17 protein-coding genes are annotated in these 15,290 nt (G+C 74.3%); 7 read left to right on the top strand and 10 right to left on the bottom strand.

Translation table 11 applies throughout. From position 1 onward, the window contains the following. Nucleotides 1-259, top strand: a 259-nt coding sequence (locus ACLIYP_RS11635; protein WP_412713056.1) for a response regulator transcription factor, incomplete at its 5' end; no start/stop codon positions are given. Between the two features lie 153 nt (nt 260-412). After that, complete coding sequence (locus tag ACLIYP_RS11630; RefSeq protein ID WP_412713055.1) at nt 413-871, top strand: nuclear transport factor 2 family protein; 459 nt, start codon at nt 413-415, stop codon at nt 869-871. A 162-nt stretch (nt 872-1,033) separates the two neighbouring features. On the opposite strand, the gene ACLIYP_RS11625 is transcribed toward ACLIYP_RS11630, so the two are convergent. Genes ACLIYP_RS11625 through ACLIYP_RS11610 form a run of 4 tightly spaced genes read right to left on the bottom strand, consistent with a single transcriptional unit; the run spans nt 1,034 to nt 3,559 of the window. Beyond that, a complete protein-coding gene (locus ACLIYP_RS11625) occupies nt 1,034-1,156 on the bottom strand; it encodes a hypothetical protein (RefSeq protein WP_277622935.1) in 123 nt (40 codons plus the stop codon). Between the two features lie 35 nt (nt 1,157-1,191). Next, the gene (locus tag ACLIYP_RS11620) at nt 1,192-2,187 is read right to left on the bottom strand and encodes an MBL fold metallo-hydrolase (protein WP_412713054.1); all 996 of its coding nucleotides are present in this window, start codon (nt 2,185-2,187) and stop codon (nt 1,192-1,194) included. A gap of 35 nt (nt 2,188-2,222) precedes the next feature. Next, nucleotides 2,223-2,738 (bottom strand): flavin reductase family protein, encoded by a 516-nt coding sequence (locus ACLIYP_RS11615; protein ID WP_412713053.1) that lies wholly within the window; start codon nt 2,736-2,738, stop codon nt 2,223-2,225. A gap of 35 nt (nt 2,739-2,773) precedes the next feature. Beyond that, nucleotides 2,774-3,559 carry an SDR family NAD(P)-dependent oxidoreductase gene (locus tag ACLIYP_RS11610; RefSeq protein WP_412713052.1) on the bottom strand — a complete coding sequence of 262 codons (786 nt, stop codon included), beginning with the start codon at nt 3,557-3,559 and terminating at the stop codon, nt 2,774-2,776. Nucleotides 3,560-3,769: 210 nt separating this feature from the next. Between ACLIYP_RS11610 and ACLIYP_RS11605 the strand changes: the two genes are divergently transcribed. Further along, on the top strand, nt 3,770-4,252 hold the full coding sequence (locus tag ACLIYP_RS11605; RefSeq protein ID WP_412713051.1) for an SRPBCC family protein: 483 nt from the start codon (nt 3,770-3,772) through the stop codon (nt 4,250-4,252). Then, nucleotides 4,249-5,430 carry an acyl-CoA dehydrogenase family protein gene (locus ACLIYP_RS11600; RefSeq protein ID WP_412713050.1) on the top strand — a complete coding sequence of 394 codons (1,182 nt, stop codon included), beginning with the start codon at nt 4,249-4,251 and terminating at the stop codon, nt 5,428-5,430. Before ACLIYP_RS11605 ends, ACLIYP_RS11600 begins: the two co-directional genes overlap by 4 nt. A 165-nt stretch (nt 5,431-5,595) precedes the next feature. Here the strand turns inward: ACLIYP_RS11600 and ACLIYP_RS11595 are convergent, their stop codons facing one another. From ACLIYP_RS11595 to ACLIYP_RS11585, 3 genes are all read right to left on the bottom strand, one after another. Beyond that, complete coding sequence (locus ACLIYP_RS11595) at nt 5,596-6,876, bottom strand: NAD(P)/FAD-dependent oxidoreductase (RefSeq protein WP_412713049.1); 1,281 nt, start codon at nt 6,874-6,876, stop codon at nt 5,596-5,598. After that, nucleotides 6,876-7,199, bottom strand: a complete 324-nt coding sequence (locus ACLIYP_RS11590; protein ID WP_412713048.1) for a 2Fe-2S iron-sulfur cluster-binding protein — start codon at nt 7,197-7,199, stop codon at nt 6,876-6,878. Before ACLIYP_RS11590 ends, ACLIYP_RS11595 begins: the two co-directional genes overlap by 1 nt. A gap of 69 nt (nt 7,200-7,268) precedes the next feature. Further along, on the bottom strand, nt 7,269-8,498 hold the full coding sequence (locus tag ACLIYP_RS11585; RefSeq protein WP_412713047.1) for a cytochrome P450: 1,230 nt from the start codon (nt 8,496-8,498) through the stop codon (nt 7,269-7,271). Nucleotides 8,499-8,715: 217 nt separating this feature from the next. Here ACLIYP_RS11585 and ACLIYP_RS11580 point away from each other — a divergent pair, with 217 nt between their 5' ends. The 3 genes from ACLIYP_RS11580 to ACLIYP_RS11570 all read left to right on the top strand — a co-directional run bounded on the left by ACLIYP_RS11580 (nt 8,716) and on the right by ACLIYP_RS11570 (nt 11,678). Then, entirely contained in the window at nt 8,716-9,876 is a 1,161-nt protein-coding gene (locus ACLIYP_RS11580; protein WP_412713046.1) for a CaiB/BaiF CoA transferase family protein, read from the top strand. Nucleotides 9,877-9,970: 94 nt separating this feature from the next. Further along, nucleotides 9,971-11,092, top strand: coding sequence for an epoxide hydrolase family protein (locus ACLIYP_RS11575; protein ID WP_093657585.1), 1,122 nt, complete (start codon nt 9,971-9,973; stop codon nt 11,090-11,092). Nucleotides 11,093-11,201: 109 nt separating this feature from the next. Continuing rightward, the gene (locus tag ACLIYP_RS11570) at nt 11,202-11,678 is read left to right on the top strand and encodes a hypothetical protein (RefSeq protein WP_412713045.1); all 477 of its coding nucleotides are present in this window, start codon (nt 11,202-11,204) and stop codon (nt 11,676-11,678) included. Between the two features lie 256 nt (nt 11,679-11,934). Here ACLIYP_RS11570 and ACLIYP_RS11565 read toward each other — a convergent pair whose 3' ends face one another. The 3 genes from ACLIYP_RS11565 to ACLIYP_RS11555 form a co-directional block, all read right to left on the bottom strand. After that, nucleotides 11,935-13,392, bottom strand: coding sequence for an alpha/beta fold hydrolase (locus tag ACLIYP_RS11565; RefSeq protein ID WP_412713044.1), 1,458 nt, complete (start codon nt 13,390-13,392; stop codon nt 11,935-11,937). A gap of 23 nt (nt 13,393-13,415) precedes the next feature. Beyond that, complete coding sequence (locus ACLIYP_RS11560) at nt 13,416-13,730, bottom strand: MDR/zinc-dependent alcohol dehydrogenase-like family protein (RefSeq protein ID WP_412713043.1); 315 nt, start codon at nt 13,728-13,730, stop codon at nt 13,416-13,418. A gap of 286 nt (nt 13,731-14,016) precedes the next feature. Beyond that, the gene (locus tag ACLIYP_RS11555) at nt 14,017-15,141 is read right to left on the bottom strand and encodes a winged helix DNA-binding domain-containing protein (protein WP_412713042.1); all 1,125 of its coding nucleotides are present in this window, start codon (nt 15,139-15,141) and stop codon (nt 14,017-14,019) included. Nucleotides 15,142-15,290: the final 149 nt, after the last annotated feature.

Below are 15,290 nucleotides of genomic sequence, written 5' to 3'. Positions count from 1 at the left end.
CTGGGCCCGGCTGGCCGGCGGCGCCCCGCCGCGCGGCGGGGCCGACCCGTTCCCCGGCGGGCCGGCCGGGCTCACCGAGGGGCTCACCGAGGCGGAGCGGCGGCTCGCCCTCCTCGTCGGGCAGGGGGCGAGCAACCAGGAGGCGGCGGCCAGGCTGTTCCTCAGCGTCAAGACCGTCGAGGCCCGGCTGACCCGCATCTACCGCAAGCTCGGCGTCCGCGGCCGGGCCCAGCTCGCCGTGGCGGTGCGCGACGAGTGACCGGCCCGGGGCCGATCCGGCCCGCCCGATCCGGCCCGTACGAGCCGGCCCGTACGAGCCGGTCTCCAGCGGTGCTGAAGCCGGGCGCGGCAGCGTGGTGGCGATCGCGCCGCCGGCCTTCGGCGGCGCAGGCCGTCATCGAAGGGAGTCGCCGTGTCTCAGGCGGTCCAGGCAACCAGGAGCAAGGTCACCGGGGACCTCTACGCGGAGGTGCAGACGTTCTACGCGCGGCAGATGCGCCGCGTCGACGCCCTGGACATCGAGGGTTTCGCGGACACCTTCACCGACGACGGAGTGGTGGTGCACGCCAACGGCGAGCGGGCGCAGGGCCGGGAGCGGATGGTCGCGGGGATGCGGGCCAACCTGCCGCGCTACCGGGACATCGCCGTCCGGCACTGGTTCGACCACCTGCTGATCGAGACCGACCCCGCGGACGAGGACACCCTGCGGGTGTCGTACTACACGCTCGTCACCCAGACCGACCGCGAGGGGAAGGTCTCCTTCCAGCCGACCTTCACCGTCGAGGACGTGCTGGTGCGGCGCGACGGCGAACTGCTCACGCGCTCGCGGGTCATCCACCGCGACACCCCCGTGGAGCTCCCCGCCTCCTGAGGCGCCCCCGCGGCGCGGCGCCCCGCGCCGGGCCGCGCACGGCACCACGGCGGTGGCCCCCCGGATCCCACCGGGGGGCCACCGCCGTGGTGCCGTGCGGCGACCGTCGCGCCGCCCGTACCACCTGTGCACCGCTGCCGTTCCGAGGTTTGGAAGGGCCCGTCAGTCGATGCCCCGCCAGATGTGCGGCTCGGATGCGTCCTCCTCCTCTCCGGCCAGCAGGGGAACGGGGATGTCCCAGAAGTCGTGGTTCAGGGGCTCACGCTCCGGCGCATCGGTGATCATCGTCATCTCCTCCCCGCCGGATCCGGCACGCCGCCTCAGGCGTGGCAGTCCGGCAGTCCTCCGTGGTACGCGACCATCTCCCCGAAGGGGCCGGCCACGTCCATCCGCGCTCCGGGCGGCAGTCCCTCCAGCTCCGCGCGGGCCCGGTGCAGGTTCCCGACCAGGCGCTCGGGGTCGAGCAGGCCGGCGAAGCCGCCCAGGTCCGCGCGGCGCGCCGCCTCCAGCGGCGGGAGCCCGTCGCGCACGGACTCCCGCGCGACCCGCAGCAGCCACCGCAGATACGCCTCGGTGGCGTCCAGCAGCTCCGGACCGCCCACCGGCCCGTGGCCGGGGACCACGACGCGGGGGGCGAGGACCCGCATCCGCTCCAGCGCCCGCAGCGAACCGGTCACCGAGCCCATCAGCACGAACGGAGTCACCCCCGACCAGACCAGGTCGCCGGTGAACAGCACACCGCGCTCGGGCACCCACGCCACCGTGTCGTCGGCGGTGTGCGCGGGGCCCAGGTGCAGCAGCTCCACGAGCAGGCCCCCGGCACGGAGGGTGAGCCCGTCGCGGAAGGTCAGGGTCGGCAGGGTCAGCGGGATCTCGCCCCACTCCACGTCCGGCCACAGCCCGCACAGCCCCAGCCCCGCCTCGGCGCTGTCGGCGCGGGTGCCCTCGTGCGCGACGACCACCGCCCGCGGCGTGAACTGGCTGTTGCCGAAGGTGTGGTCGCCGTGGAAGTGGGTGTTGACGACGATGCCCGGCCCGCCCGGGGCGACCCGCTCCACCTCCCGGCGCAGCAGCCGGGCGCGGGACTCGGTGGCCGCGGTGTCGATCAGGACGGGCGGGCCCTCGCCGCCGGGCCGGCCCGTCACCAGGCCCGCGTTGTTCAGGCACCAGCCGCCCGGCGGCTGGACGAAGGCGTGGACGCCGTCGGCGACCTCCTCCAGGAAGGGCGCGCCGACGGCCGGGGAGGCGGCCGGGTCTGGGGAGGCGGGGTCGAGGGTGCCGGCGGCGAGGGCGCCGGTGCCGGTGGACAGGGTCATGCGGTCTCCCGTGCGGTCGTGGGCCGGCGGACGCCTCAGGCGAGCGCCGCGTACCGGCCGTGGTGGAACAGCAGCGGACGGCGGTCCGGTGTCGAGCGGTGCATGGCGACGACCCGGCCCAGGAACACCACGTGGTCGCCGCCCGCGTGCTCCGCGTACAGCCGGCACTCGAAGAAGGCGGCGGCGGAGGGCAGCACCGCGTTCCCGGTGGCGCCCTCCACGGCGTCCAGCAGCCGCATGGCGGACTCCCCCGACGGGCGGTCGGGGCGGGCGAACAGGGCCGACAGGTCCCGCTGGTTCTCGTCCAGCACGTTCACCGCGAAGCTCCCGGCCTCCGAGACCCGCCGGACCATCCGGCTGTCCGACTTGAGGCAGACCAGCAGGAGCAGGGGGTCGAGGGAGACGGAGGTCAGGCTGTTGACGGTGACGACGGACGCCCCGGCACCGCTTCCCCGGGAGAGCAGCGCCACCCCGGTCGGGAAGCACCCCATGGCCGACCGGAAGGCCGCGATGTCCGACTCGGGGGTCAGTGTGGTGCTGTCAGGCCTCATGGTTGCGGCTCCAAGGTCTCGGTGCGCCTGCCGGGTCAGTAGTTGCCGAGGCCGCCGCAGACGTTGAGCGCCTGGGCGGTGATGGACGCCGCGGTGTCGGAGACCAGGTAGCCGACCAGGCCGGCGACCTCCTCCGGCGTGGAGTAGCGGCCCAGCGGGATCTTCGCCTCGAACTTCTCCAGCACCTCCTCCTCCGTCACACCCCAGTGGCCCGCGTAGCCCTGGCGCACCCGCTGGGCCATGGGGGTCTCCACGTAGCCGGGGCAGACGGCGTTCACGGTGATGCCGCTCTTGGCCAGCTCCTTGCCGACGGCCTTGGTGAAGCCGATGACCCCGTGCTTGGAGGCGGAGTACGGCGCGGCGAGCTCGACGCCCTGCTTGCCGCCGGTGGAGGCGATGTTGACGATCCGTCCCCAGCCGCCCTCCCGCATCCGGCCGTTCGCCAGCACCTCGCGGGTGACGCGGAAGGTGCCGTTGAGGTTGGTGTCGATCACGTCCAGCCAGAGGTCGTCGGACATCTCGGCCGTGACCCCGCCGCCGCCCCGGCCGGCGTTGTTGACCAGGACGTCCACGCGCCCGTACTCGCGCACCGCCACGGCGACGGCCTCGCGCACCTGCTCGGTGGAGGAGACGTCGCACACCGCGCCCGAGACCTCCGCGCCCTCCGCGCGGAGCCGCTTGACCATGGCCTTCACGCTCTCCCCGGAGCGTGCCACGCCGAACACCGCCATGCCCTGCCGGGCCAGCAGCTCGGTCACGGCGAGGCCGATACCGCTGGTGGCGCCGGTGACGAAGGCGACCCGCCGTCCTGCGTCTGTCATCGTGCTCTCCCGTTTCCGTGAGGTGGCTTGGGTGACGACGACCGTGACCCCTGCGCCTTGCGCGGATCTCGATTCCCCCTCGAACCGGCCGGTGCGGCCCCGGGCGCGCGCCGGCCGGCTCTTCGAGCCGGGCTCGACACCCCGTCGAGCCCGGACCGCGACGGTGGTGCGCGTCCGATGTGCGCAAGACACGCAGCGAGGAGGCCCCACATGGCCGATCAGCCCGAGCAGTCAGTCCCGGACGTACGGAAGTCGGTGACGGTGGCGGCCACGCCCGAGCACTGCTTCAAGGTCTTCACCGAGCGGCCCGAGGACTGGTGGCCGCCCACGCACGTCCTGCTGAAGAACGAGCGCGTCGGACTCGCCTTCGAGCCGGGCGAGGGCGGGCGCTACTACGAGTGGGACGCGGAGGGCAACGAGATCGACTGGGGGCGCGTCCTCACCTGGGAGCCTCCCCGCGGCCTCTCGATGACCTGGCGGATCGACGGCCGCTGGCAGTCCATTCCCGACGACGAGCGCGCCAGCGAGATCGAGGTGACGATCACCCCCGTCGACGCGGCCACGACCAGGGTCGAACTGGCCCATGTGAAGCTGCACAGGCACGGCCCCGACGCGCAGGCGATCCACCGCGCGCTGGACGGCCCCAGCCCGGGCGAGACGCTCGAGCTGTTCGCGAAGGCCGTCCAGCGGTGACCGCCGGGACCGGGACCCGCCCCGCCGCCGGTGTGGCCGCGGGAGCGGAGGAACTGCGCGAACTCGCGGCCGGGCACGCGGCCGCGGCCGACGGCAGCGGCGTCCTCGCCCCCGAGGTCGTCGACGCGGTGCGCTCGCACGGGTTCGCCCGGCACTTCGTGCCCGCCGCGTGGGGCGGTGCCGAGGGGACGTTCGGCGAGCTGACCGGGGCCGTCCTCACGATCGCCCGGGGCTGCCCGGCCACCGCCTGGATCGCCTCGCTCACCGCCCACTCGGCGCGGCTCGCGGCCCATCTCCCGCAGGAGGGCCGGCGCGAGCTCTGGGGCGGCGGACCCGACACCGTCGTCGCCGCCGGCCTGCCCCCGGCGGGCCGGGCCGTCCCCGCGGACGGCGGATGGCGGCTGAGCGGAAGCTGGGGCTACGTCAGCGGCGTCGAGCACGCCGACTGGGTCCTGCTGTGCGCAATGGCGCCCGCCGCCGGAGGACCTGCCGCCGGAGGACCTGCTGCCGGAGGACCCCCCGCCGGAGCGCCCGCCGGGGGCCCTCCCGCGATGCGCTTCTTCGCGGTGCCCGGGCGGGCGTGCACCGTCCACCCCACCTGGGACAGCATCGGTATGCGCGCCACCGGCAGCCACACCGTGGTGGTCGAGGACGTCCTGGTGCCCGGGCACCTGTCCTTCGACCGCATGGAGGTGCTCTCCGGGCGCAACGCGCACTCCGCCGGGGCCGTCCACAACGTCCCGCTGCCGGCCGCCGCGGGGCTGGCCTTCGCCGCCCCGGCGGCGGGCGCCGCGGCCGGGGCGCTGGACGCCTTCGCCGCCACGCTGACCGGGCGGCGGCGCACTCAGACGGCCGAGACGAAGCTGGTCCGCGCCTCCGGCCGGATCGACGCCGCCCGGCTCCTGATCGAGCGGAACGCCGCCACCGCCGACGGCGGCGCGTTCACCCGGGAAGTCCTGGCCCACAGCGAGCGGAACGCCGCCACCGCCGCCGAACTCCTCACCGAGGCCGTGGACCTGCTGGTCCACGGAGCCGGGACCGGCGGCCTGGCGCCGGCGCAGCCCCTCCAGCGCTTCTGGCGGGACGTCACCGTGGCGGCCAGCCATGTGGCGCTGCAGTACGACACCTCGGCACGCGGCAGCTACGCGACGGCGCTGCTCGGCCCGGCGCAGGGGTAGCGGCGGGCGTCCGCCGGTACGGCCGGAGGGGGCCGGGGTCCGAACGGACCCCGGCCCCCTCCGCGTTCCACTCCGGCGGACGCCGGCTGTTCCCCCGCTGTGCCCGGCCGTTGCGTACGACCGGTTCCGCGCCGCCCGGCCCGGAGGGACGGACGGCGCGGTGGATCAGGCCGGCTGCCGCGACCGGCCCTGGTACTCCTTCAGGTCGAAACCGGGACGCGCCGCCTCCCCGGGGGAGAGGCCGGGGCCGCCCTCCGCCGCCAGGAGCCGGCGGACGATCATGTGGTCCGCGGGCCGGCCGACCGACTCGGCGCCCAGCAGCCGCTCCCCGCGGAAGCACAGCACCGAGAAGCGGCCGCCGGCGGGATCCCCCACGGTCACCGCGCGGTCGTGCCCGTCGGTGATCCCCGCGATCTGCAGCCTGGTCGCGTACTGCTCCGTCCAGAACCACGGGACCGCCTCGTACGGCGCCGGATCCCCGCAGATCGCCGCGGCGGCGCAGCGGGCCTGGTCGGAGGCGTTCTGCACCGACTCCAGGCGCAACTGCCGGCCGTAGCGCGCGCTGGGGAAGCGGGCGCAGTCCCCGATCGCGTGGACGGCCGGGTCGCTGGTGCGCAGCCACCGGTCGACGAGGATGCCGTCGCCGACCTCCAGACCGGCGGCGGCGGCGAGTTCGGCCCCGGGCCGCACCCCCACGCCGAACACCACCAGATCGGCCCGCACACGCTCGCCGCCGTCCAGTTCCGCCACCCTCACGTGCCCGGAGGCGTCGCCCCGCAGGGCCGCCACCTCCCGGCGCAGGAGGACCCGGACGCCCTGCCGCAGGTGCTCCGCGCGCAGGTGCTCCGACATGCCGGGGCTCAGGGCGCGGGCCATCAGCCGCGGCCCCACCTCCACCACCGTGGCCTCCAGCCCCATCCCCCGTGCGGTCGCGGCCAGTTCGAGGCCGACGAAGCCGCCGCCGACGACCAGCAGGTGCCCGCCCTCGCGCAGGGTCCCGAGCAGCGCCTCCCGCAGGGCGGCGGCGTCGGCCAGACCGCGCAGGGTCATGACCCCGTCCAGGCCCGCGCCGGGCACGGGGAGCCGCCGGGGACGGGCGCCGGTGGCCAGGACGAGCCGGTCGTAGGGCAGCCGTGTGCCCGAGTCCAGTACGACGGACCGCTCCTCGGGGTCGATCCGCGCGGCCCGGTCGCCGAGCACCAGATCGATCCCCTGGTCCGCGTAGGAGGAGGCGGGCAGCAGTTCCAGGTCCCCGGCGTCCACCGTGCCGCCGAGGTAGCCCTTGGACAGGGGCGGGCGCCGGTAGGGGAGTGCCTCCTCCTCCCCCACCAGGGTGATGCGGCCGGAGAAGCCGCGGCCGCGCAGGGCCGCGGCCGTGTCCCCGCCGGCCTGTCCCGCCCCGACGATGACGACGGACGACACCGGGGGCGCCGGAGACCCCGCCATCAGGACTGGGCCTCCGGCAGGTGCACCACCAGGCCGTCGATCTCGTCGGTGACGGGCAGCTGGCAGCTCAGCCGGCTGTTGGGGCGGCGGGGGCACGCCGTCCCGTACAGCACGTCGTCCTCGGACTCGTGCATCGGCGGCAGCGGCAGGGCGTTGGCCTCGTCGACGTAGACGTGGCAGGTGCCGCACTGGGCCGAACCGCCGCACTGGGCCTCGATGCCGTCGATGTTGTTGATCTTCGCCCCGCGCATCACCGTGTTCGGGGACGGGACGTCGACCACGGTGTCGGTGCCGTTGGGGTGCTTGTAGGTGATCTTGGCCATGGATCTCTCCTCGGGCTCTTCGGACTCGACTCGTCGGGCTGTCGCCGGTGTGCGCGGGACCGCGGTGGGTCACCAGGCGACCGGCAGCTCCCACAGGCCGTAGATGACCGCGCCCTCCTTGCGGGGGATCTCCAGGAAGGGCTTGGCCAGCCGGAGCGTCGGGATGCGGTGGAACAGCTTGCTCCACACGATCTCCAGCTCCAGGCGGGCCAGGTCCGCGCCGATGCAGTGGTGCACGCCGTGGCCGAAGCCCAGGTGCTTGCGGCTGCCGCGGCTGAGGATGACCTTGTCGGGCTCCGGGAAGACCTCCGGGTCGCGGTTGGCGGCCATCCCCAGGCAGAGGATGCCGTCGCCCTTGCGGATGACCTTGCCGCCGATCTCGATGTCGTCCAGGGCGACGCGGGGGACGGCGGTGTCGCCGATGGTGGCGATCCGGATCAGCTCGTCGACCGCGGGCTTGACCAGGTCCGGGTCCGCCTTGAGCTGTTCGAGCTGGTCGGGGTTCTCCAGCAGGCAGGCGGTGCCCAGGGAGATCTGGCTCGCGGTGGTCTCGTGGCCGCCGTTCATCAGCAGCCGGACCATGTTGAACAGGTCGCGGTCGGTGTACTCCTCGCCGGAGGAGGCGTAGTCGGCCATCGCCCTGCTGAGCAGGTCGTCGCCCGGCTCGCGCTTCTTGAGCTGGATGAGGTCGTCGACGTAGGCGTTGACCTCCACGATGGCCGCCTTGCGCTCCTCGGCCGAGCTGTGGCCGCCCAGCAGCGCGGTGCCGTGCTTGATGAAGAAGTCGTGCTTGTCCTGGGGGATGCCCAGCAGTTCGCAGATGACGGTCATCGGCACGGCGAGCGAGAACACCCGGTGCATGTCGACGGGCGGGGACATCGACAGCATCTTGTCGATGTGCTCGTCGACGATCTCCTCGATCCGCGGGCGCAGCTTGCGCACCTGCCGGCTGGTGAAGGTGAGGGCGGCCTTGCGCCGGGTGTTGACGTGCTCCTGGCCGTCGTAGCCGATGAACGAGGTCTCGGTGCGGAACTCGGGCGGAGCGATGAAGTAGAAGGGGAAGTTCGCGTGCTTGCGCGAGGCGCTGACCCTGGGGTCGGTCAGCAGTTGGCGGATGGTGTGGTAGCCGGTGACCGTCCAGATGCGCAGACCGGACCCCGTCAGGGTGACCTGGGAGACGTCCTCCTGGACCATCTCCGTGTACTCGGACGGCGGGCTGAAGGGGCAGGCGCGCTGGTAGGGGAAGGTCTTGGCCTCGGTCTCGGCTTCGCCGCCGGTTTCGATCGCGCTGGTGGTCATCCGGGGTTCCTCCTGCTGATCAGCTGGCTGACGGCCTCCCCGCCCTCCCGTCGCGGTGACGGGCGGCAGCGGGAAGACGGGTGCGCCGAGGCTAGGGACGGCGGCTAGGGCACAGGTCGAATCGCGGCGGACGGTCCGCCCGTACCGCCCGCGCCCGCGCGGGCGGTACGAGGCCGGCTCAAGGGCGGCTGCAGAAGGGGTTCCTAGCGTCGCGGCCATGGAGACAGACACCGGCGGCGGACCGCTGAGCGGGCTGCGGATCCTGGAACTGGCCGCCATCGGTCCCGCGCCCTTCGCCTGCATGGTGCTGGCCGACCTGGGGGCCGAGGTGGTCCGGGTCGACCGGCCCGGCGGCGACCGGCCCTTCGGGAGCTGGCACCGGGTGCTCGACCGGGGCCGCCGGTCGGTCGCCCTGGACCTGAAGGACCCCGCGGCCGCCGAAGCGCTGATGCGGCTCGTGGAGCGCTCCGACGTCCTGGTGGAGGGCTTCCGCCCGGGCGTCGCCGAGCGGCTGGGCGTCGGACCGCAGGAGTGCCGCGCCCGCAACCCGCGCCTGGTGTACGCCCGGATGACCGGCTGGGGGCAGACCGGCCCGCTGGCCGCCGCGCCCGGGCACGACATCAACTACATCGCGCTGACCGGCGCCCTGGACGCCGTCGGGCGGGCCGGCGGCCCGCCCGTACCGCCCCTGAACCTCCTCGGGGACTTCGCCGGCGGCGGGCTGCCGCTGGCCGTGGGGATCCTGGCGGCGCTGCACGAGCGGCAGCGCTCCGGGCTCGGACAGGTCGTGGACGCCGCGATCGTGGACGGCACCGCGTCGCTGCTGGGCATGCTGACGGCGATGACCGGGGCCGGCCGGTGGAGCCCGGAGCGGGGCGGCAACCTGCTCGACACCGGCGCCCCCTTCTACGACGTCTACGAGTGCGCCGACGGCGGCCACATGGCGGTCGGGGCCCTGGAGGAACGGTTCTACCTGGAGTTCCTGACGGGGCTCGGTCTGGATCCGCAGGAGCTGCCCGACCGCGGCGACCCGGGCGAATGGCCCGCCCTGCGAAGGGAGTTCGCGCGCCGCTTCGCGTCCCGGACCAGGCGGGAGTGGACGGAGGCCTTCGACGGCACCCAGGCGTGCGTGACCCCCGTGCTGACCCTGGCGGAGGCGGCCGGGCACCCCCACAACCGGGCCCGGGACACGTACCGCGAGGCCGGCGGGCTGCTCCAGCCCGCACCCGCGCCGCGGTTCGGCCGGACGGCGGCACGGCTGCCGGGCCCGGCGCCGCGCTGCGGTGAGCACACCCGGGAGGTCCTGGCCGAAAGCGGACTGTCCGATGCGGAGATCGCGCGGCTGCTGCCGTCCCCGCCGACTCGACCGGGGCTGTAGCCGCTCCTTCTAGCTTCCCCGTACGAGAAGCCGTGACGAGACGCCGTGACGAGGGCCGCACCGGAAGAGGCCGCGGCGGAGAGGAGGCGGAAGGGTGAACGCAGTGATCGAGCCCTACCGGGTGGAGATCCCGCAGGCGGCTCTGGACGACCTGCGCCGGCGGTTGGCCGGAACCCGCTGGCCGGACGCGGAGACCGTGGACGACTGGTCCCAGGGCGCCCCGCTGGAGCAGGTCCGGGAGCTGTGCCGGTACTGGGCCGAGGAGTACGACTGGCGGGCCACCGAGGCGCGGCTGAACGCGCTGCCGCAGTTCCGCACCGAGATCGGCGGCGTGGGCATCCACTTCCTGCACGTGCGCTCACCCCACCCGGGGAGCACACCGCTGCTGATGACCCACGGGTGGCCCAGCTCGGTGGTGGAGTTCCTCGACATCATCACCGCGCTCACCGACCCGGAGGACCCTGCGGACGCCTTCGACGTCGTCTGCCCCTCCCTGCCCGGCCACGGGTTCAGCGACCGGCCGGAGGGCACCGGCTGGACGGTCCAGCGCACCGCCGAGGCCTGGGCGGAGCTGATGGCCCGGCTCGGCCACGACCGGTACATCGCCCACGGCGGCGACTGGGGCTCCTGGGTCTCGGCCGCGCTGGGCAGCACCGACGCCGGGCACCTGGCCGGCATCCACCTCACCATGCCCCTGGCCAGGCCCCCGGAGCGGGAGGTCGAGCTGGACGAGCGGGACCGTGCCGCCATGGCGCGCATGGCCGGGTTCGGGAAGAACCGCTCCGGCTACGCCGCGATCCAGGGCACGCGCCCCCAGACGCTCGGCTACGGGCTGGCCGACTCGCCGGCCGCCCAGCTCGCCTGGATCACCGACAGGTTCTGGGAGTGGGCCGACCACGACGGCGACCTGGAGAAGGCCGTGCCGCGCGACCGGCTGCTGGACATCGTCACGACGTACTGGCTCACCAACACCGGGACCTCCTCGGCCCGGCTGTTCTGGGAGAGCTTCGACAAGGAGCCGATGCGCCCGACGGACGTGCCCACCGGGTGCTCGGTCTTCCCCAAGGACGCCTGGCTGCCCCGGGCATGGGCCCGCGAGCGCTTCACCGACCTGCGCCACTGGCGCGATCTGGAGGACGGCGGCCACTTCCCGGCCCTGGAGCGGCCCGAGGTACTGGCCGCCGAACTCCGCACCTTCCGCCGCACCCTGCGCTGACGTGCGGCGGAGCACCGAACTCCCCACACCGCGGTTCCGGCCGCGTCCACCCCCCCCATGCAAAGGCGCCGGGAACCGGCGCCGCCGAACAGAGAGAACGGGGAACACCGTGAACAGGAAGATCAGAAACGTGCTGTCGGTCCTCGGACTGGCCGCGACCGTAGGTGTCATGGCGCCGGGAGCCGCCACCGCCACCACCGCGGGCACCGCCACGACCACCACCCCGGTCGGCACCTGGCGGGGCACCGTCGACCACGGTGACGGATCCGGCCAGATCACCGTCTCCTTCCACAAGGGCGGCCTGGTGTGCCTGTCCGCCGGCGACGGTTCGGACGGCGGCGGCCAGGGCCTGGGCATATGGAACCAGACCGGTGACGGCACCTTCACCTACCGCCTCGTGGAGAGGATGTTCAAAGCCGACGGCACCACCGTGGGCTATGTGGACGTCAACCAGAAGGCCGTCCAGCAGAGCGAGGCGTTCGACAGCTCCGGCACCTCCCGGGTGTACGACGCGGCCGGCACCTACCTCACCAGCGTGGAGGCCAAGGTCTCGGTCGAGCGGGTGAGCACCACCCCCACATGCTGAACGGTCTCCGTGGAGGGGGCCGGCCCGGGAGTGCGGAACTCCCGGGCCGGCCCCCTTGCCGGTGTTCTCCGTGCTCCGTGCGTTCCGTGCCCCGCGTCCGCACGGTGCGTGCGGACGCGGGGGCGCGCCGCGAGGCCCCGGGGCCCGTCACGCCTGAAGGCGTTGCGGCCCCGGGGCCTCCCCCCGTGCCTCCCGTACCCCCGTACCGCACGTGTGCGGGCCGCCGGGAGGAACGGCCCGCACCGCCTGTGCCGCTCTACACCGCTTCCGCTTCCGCGTCCGCCGGAACGTCCGGCCGCGGCTCGCCCGGGCAGCGGACCGTGCCGCCGGGCAGGACGCCCTCCAGCAGATAGCGGTTGACGTGCTCGTCCACGAGGGCGTTGCCGCCGAACCCGTAGATCTCGTGGGCGCCGGAGTCGGTCACGAGGACCAGCCGGTGCCCCAGCCGCTCGGCCATGGCCGTCGCGCCCTCGTGGTGGTCCAGGGGGTCGCCGTCGGCCTGGACCACCAGACCGGCCGGGTATCCCTCGCGCCGCACCCGGGTGGCCTCCTCGGCCGGGGTGAACGAGCGGAACGTCCCCACCCACGGCTGGGCGCGCAGCACGCCGTAGCCATAGGGGCACTCCTCCCGGAAGCGCCGCATGTCCCGGTAGTAGACCTCCAGGTCAGCGGGCCAGTCGGTCTCGCAGGTCACCGCCTCCAGCACCGCCTCCCGCACCTGGCCGGCGGCCGAGCCGGGGCGCCAGGCCGACTGCCCGGCGAGGAGCTCCCGGGCCTGCTCGGTGCTCCCCGACGCGGCGGCCTTGTGCAGGTCGCCGACGAGCAGGGCCAGCACGTCCCAGCGCGGACGCAGCGGGGCGAGGGTGCCCATGATCCCGTCGAAGGAGGTGCGCAGCGACGCGTCCGGGGTGCGGGCGGCCAGCAGGGACGCGGTCTCCTCGACGGAGGCCAGCACCTGCGCGGCGTCGGTGCCCAGGCCGTAGCGGCTGTTGCGCTCGCCGGCCCACGCCGCCCACGCGTCCACGTTCTCCCGGACGGCCAGGGCCTGCGCCATGAACTGCCGCCGCCAGTCCCAGCCGGGGTGGACGGAGGAGTCCAGCACGCTGCGGTCCAGGCGCGCGGGGAACATGGTGCCGTAGACCGCGCCGACGAGCGTGCCGTAGGCGTAGCCGACGAAGCTGATCCGCTCCTCGCCGAGGACGGCGCGCAGCAGGTCCATGTCGCGGGCGGTGTTGCGGGTGCTGACGTGCCGGCGCAGCTCGCCCCCGGCACGCCGGCACCCCTCCTCGCGGGCCCGCATGTCCTCGGTGAGGAGGGCGAACGCCGAGTCCGGCGGGCGCGAGTCGAAGACGGCCCGCGCCGGGGTGTCCTCGCCGTCCAGCCGGGTCGAGGCGCCGGTGCCGCGCGGGTCGAAGCCGATCAGGTCGTAGACCTCGTTCAGCGGGGTGGTCCGGTGGAGTTCGACCGGCATCATCCGGCCGTGGCCGTTGTCGCCGCCCGGCCCGCCGTGGACCGACAGCAGGACGCCCCGCCGCCGGGCGGGATCCGCCGCCCGGCGCCTGCTGACCGCGATCGAGATGCGCCGGCCGCCGGGGTCGGCGTAGTCCAGCGGCACCTCCACGGAGGCGAGTTCGAGCCCCTCCTCGGTGTCGCTCGGCGACCACTGGAGCGGCTGGGAGAGGAACGCGCCCAGTTCTTCGGTGGGCTGTGGCATCGGCATGGTGTGACCCTCCGGTCTCAGGAGATCCTGACCACGACGTCGCCGGTGTACTTGCCGGCCAGCATCGCCGTCAGTGCGTTGGGCGTCTCGGTGCGGCCGCCCTCGACGATCGTGTGCGGGAAGACGGACCTCCCCTCCCGCAGCCAGGTGCTGAAGTGCTGGTTCCACGCCCGGATCCGCCCGGGGGCGCGGTGGGCGGCGAAGGGGCGGACGGAGATCTGCCGCACGGCGGCGGACATGATCCCCGGGCGCGGGAAGCCGCCGAGGCTGTCGCCGGCCCGGAACGGCGGCATCGGCGGCCCGGCGTCCCGCTCCACCGGGTCCTGCGTCACGGCACCGGCCTGGAGGAGGTCGTCGCGTACGGACGGCTCTCCGCCCCCTGGCTCGCGGACCGGGGCCTCGGCGGTCCCTGCGGTCCCTGCGGTCTCGGTGTGCTCCTCCGGGAAGTCCCCGCCGGGGTGGGACGCCGGCCGTACTTCCCGGGAGGCGGGGGAACGGCTTCGGTGGTCATGGATCGGGTCTCCCGGTCGGCCTGGTCGGAACGAAGACGCCGCCGCGAGTCTTCCGTGAGGTGCTTGAGCGGCACTCGACAGACACGTGGGCGGACCCGTCCGGGGATCAGCCCGGCGGCTGCTCGATCCGGACGTCGAAGGTCTCGGCCCGGTCGGCGGCGAAGGCGAGCAGTTCGGCGCCCGCGGCGGTCAGCGCCTCCGCGTCGCTCTCCCGCAGGGGCGAGAACGGGGTGAGGGTCAGGGTCGCCGCGCGCCGCTGCTGGGTGATCTTCCACTTCCCGTGGACGAAGCCGTCCACCAGGAACGTCCCCGGGATCTGGGCGTTCTTGGTGTATATCGCCTTGCGGGCGCTGTCGCTGATGACCCGGGAGCGGTCGGCGTGGGACAGGATCAGGTTGTCGAACTCGGCGACCAGGAGCGGCGGTACGGGCGTGTCGGGGTCGGGGAGCGGAGCGCCGGGCACGTCCAGGAGCTCGGCGCCGTCCTCGGTGCGGGCGGTCCGCAGCCGGGGTCGGAGCTCCTCGGTGATCTCCCGCAACTGGGTGAGCCCCGACCAGGTCTGGATGTCCTGCACGGTGGCCGGGCCGAAGGCGGCCAGGTAGCGCAGGACCATGGAGTGCGGTGAGGCCCCGCCGTCCAGAGGGCTGCCCAGCCAGTCCTCGGCGTGGGCGTAGACCGGCTGCCCGGAGGCCCCCCAGACCCCGCGCGGCGGGGTCTGCACCAGCGCCTCCGCGAAACGGAAGACGTTGGCCAGCACGGACGGCGGCCGGTCGGGCCACCGCTCCCGCAGCAGCTTCCCCAGCTCCGCCGCGCTGCGCGGGCCGTCCGCGAGCAGGGCCATGCCCGCCTCGGCGACCTCGCGGGGCTCCAGGCCGGCGAGGTCCCTGCCGTATGTCGGCAGGACGCCGCGGTCGAACAGCGGCTGGATCAGGGGGCGCAGCGTCAGGCAGTCGCGCGCGCTGACCAGGTGGACCGTTCCGCGCATCAGGGCGATGCGCACCGCCCTGCGGGAGGTCAGCAGTTCGGACACCTCCTCGTGGCGGAAGTCCCGCAGCCGCGTCCACAGGCCGACGTAGGGGGCCTTGGGCGACTGCGCCTGCAGGCCGACCAGGTGCTCCATCGCCTCCAGGGCGGTCATCCCGGCCTTCTCGAGAAGCAGTTGACGTGTCAGCAGGGCGCGGTTGAGAGCGCGCCGGCCGAGTACCGGAACCGGTGACGCATGAGTGGACATGGCGGACCAGCGTATGCGCACCGGCCCCGTGCGCTCACCGTCCGGTGCGGCCCGGTCCGCGCGGACGACCCGTGCTCGAGCGTTCCTCCAGCCGGTCGCCGGACGGTGGCACCTCCCACGGCGCCGTTCGGCTGCCGGGGCACGACGAG

Source organism: Streptomyces nanhaiensis (assembly GCF_046614825.1).
Taxonomy (GTDB): Bacteria; Actinomycetota; Actinomycetes; order Streptomycetales; family Streptomycetaceae; genus Streptomyces; species Streptomyces radiopugnans.
The sequence above is the reverse complement of the archived record's forward strand: the minus strand, read 5'-3'. Positions and strand labels throughout refer to the sequence as shown.

Bases quoted from the DNA above. Each gene is read 5' to 3' on its own strand.
- ACLIYP_RS11625 (WP_277622935.1), bottom strand. From the start codon at position 1,156: ATGATCACCGATGCGCCGGAGCGTGAGCCCCTGAACCACGACTTCTGG.
- ACLIYP_RS11620 (WP_412713054.1), bottom strand. From the start codon at position 2,187: ATGACCCTGTCCACCGGCACCGGCGCCCTCGCCGCCGGCACCCTCGAC.
- ACLIYP_RS11615 (WP_412713053.1), bottom strand. From the start codon at position 2,738: ATGAGGCCTGACAGCACCACACTGACCCCCGAGTCGGACATCGCGGCC.
- ACLIYP_RS11610 (WP_412713052.1), bottom strand. From the start codon at position 3,559: ATGACAGACGCAGGACGGCGGGTCGCCTTCGTCACCGGCGCCACCAGC.
- ACLIYP_RS11605 (WP_412713051.1), top strand. From the start codon at position 3,770: ATGGCCGATCAGCCCGAGCAGTCAGTCCCGGACGTACGGAAGTCGGTG.
- ACLIYP_RS11595 (WP_412713049.1), bottom strand. From the start codon at position 6,876: ATGGCGGGGTCTCCGGCGCCCCCGGTGTCGTCCGTCGTCATCGTCGGG.
- ACLIYP_RS11590 (WP_412713048.1), bottom strand. From the start codon at position 7,199: ATGGCCAAGATCACCTACAAGCACCCCAACGGCACCGACACCGTGGTC.
- ACLIYP_RS11585 (WP_412713047.1), bottom strand. From the start codon at position 8,498: ATGACCACCAGCGCGATCGAAACCGGCGGCGAAGCCGAGACCGAGGCC.
- ACLIYP_RS11580 (WP_412713046.1), top strand. From the start codon at position 8,716: ATGGAGACAGACACCGGCGGCGGACCGCTGAGCGGGCTGCGGATCCTG.
- ACLIYP_RS11565 (WP_412713044.1), bottom strand. From the start codon at position 13,392: ATGCCACAGCCCACCGAAGAACTGGGCGCGTTCCTCTCCCAGCCGCTC.
- ACLIYP_RS11555 (WP_412713042.1), bottom strand. From the start codon at position 15,141: ATGTCCACTCATGCGTCACCGGTTCCGGTACTCGGCCGGCGCGCTCTC.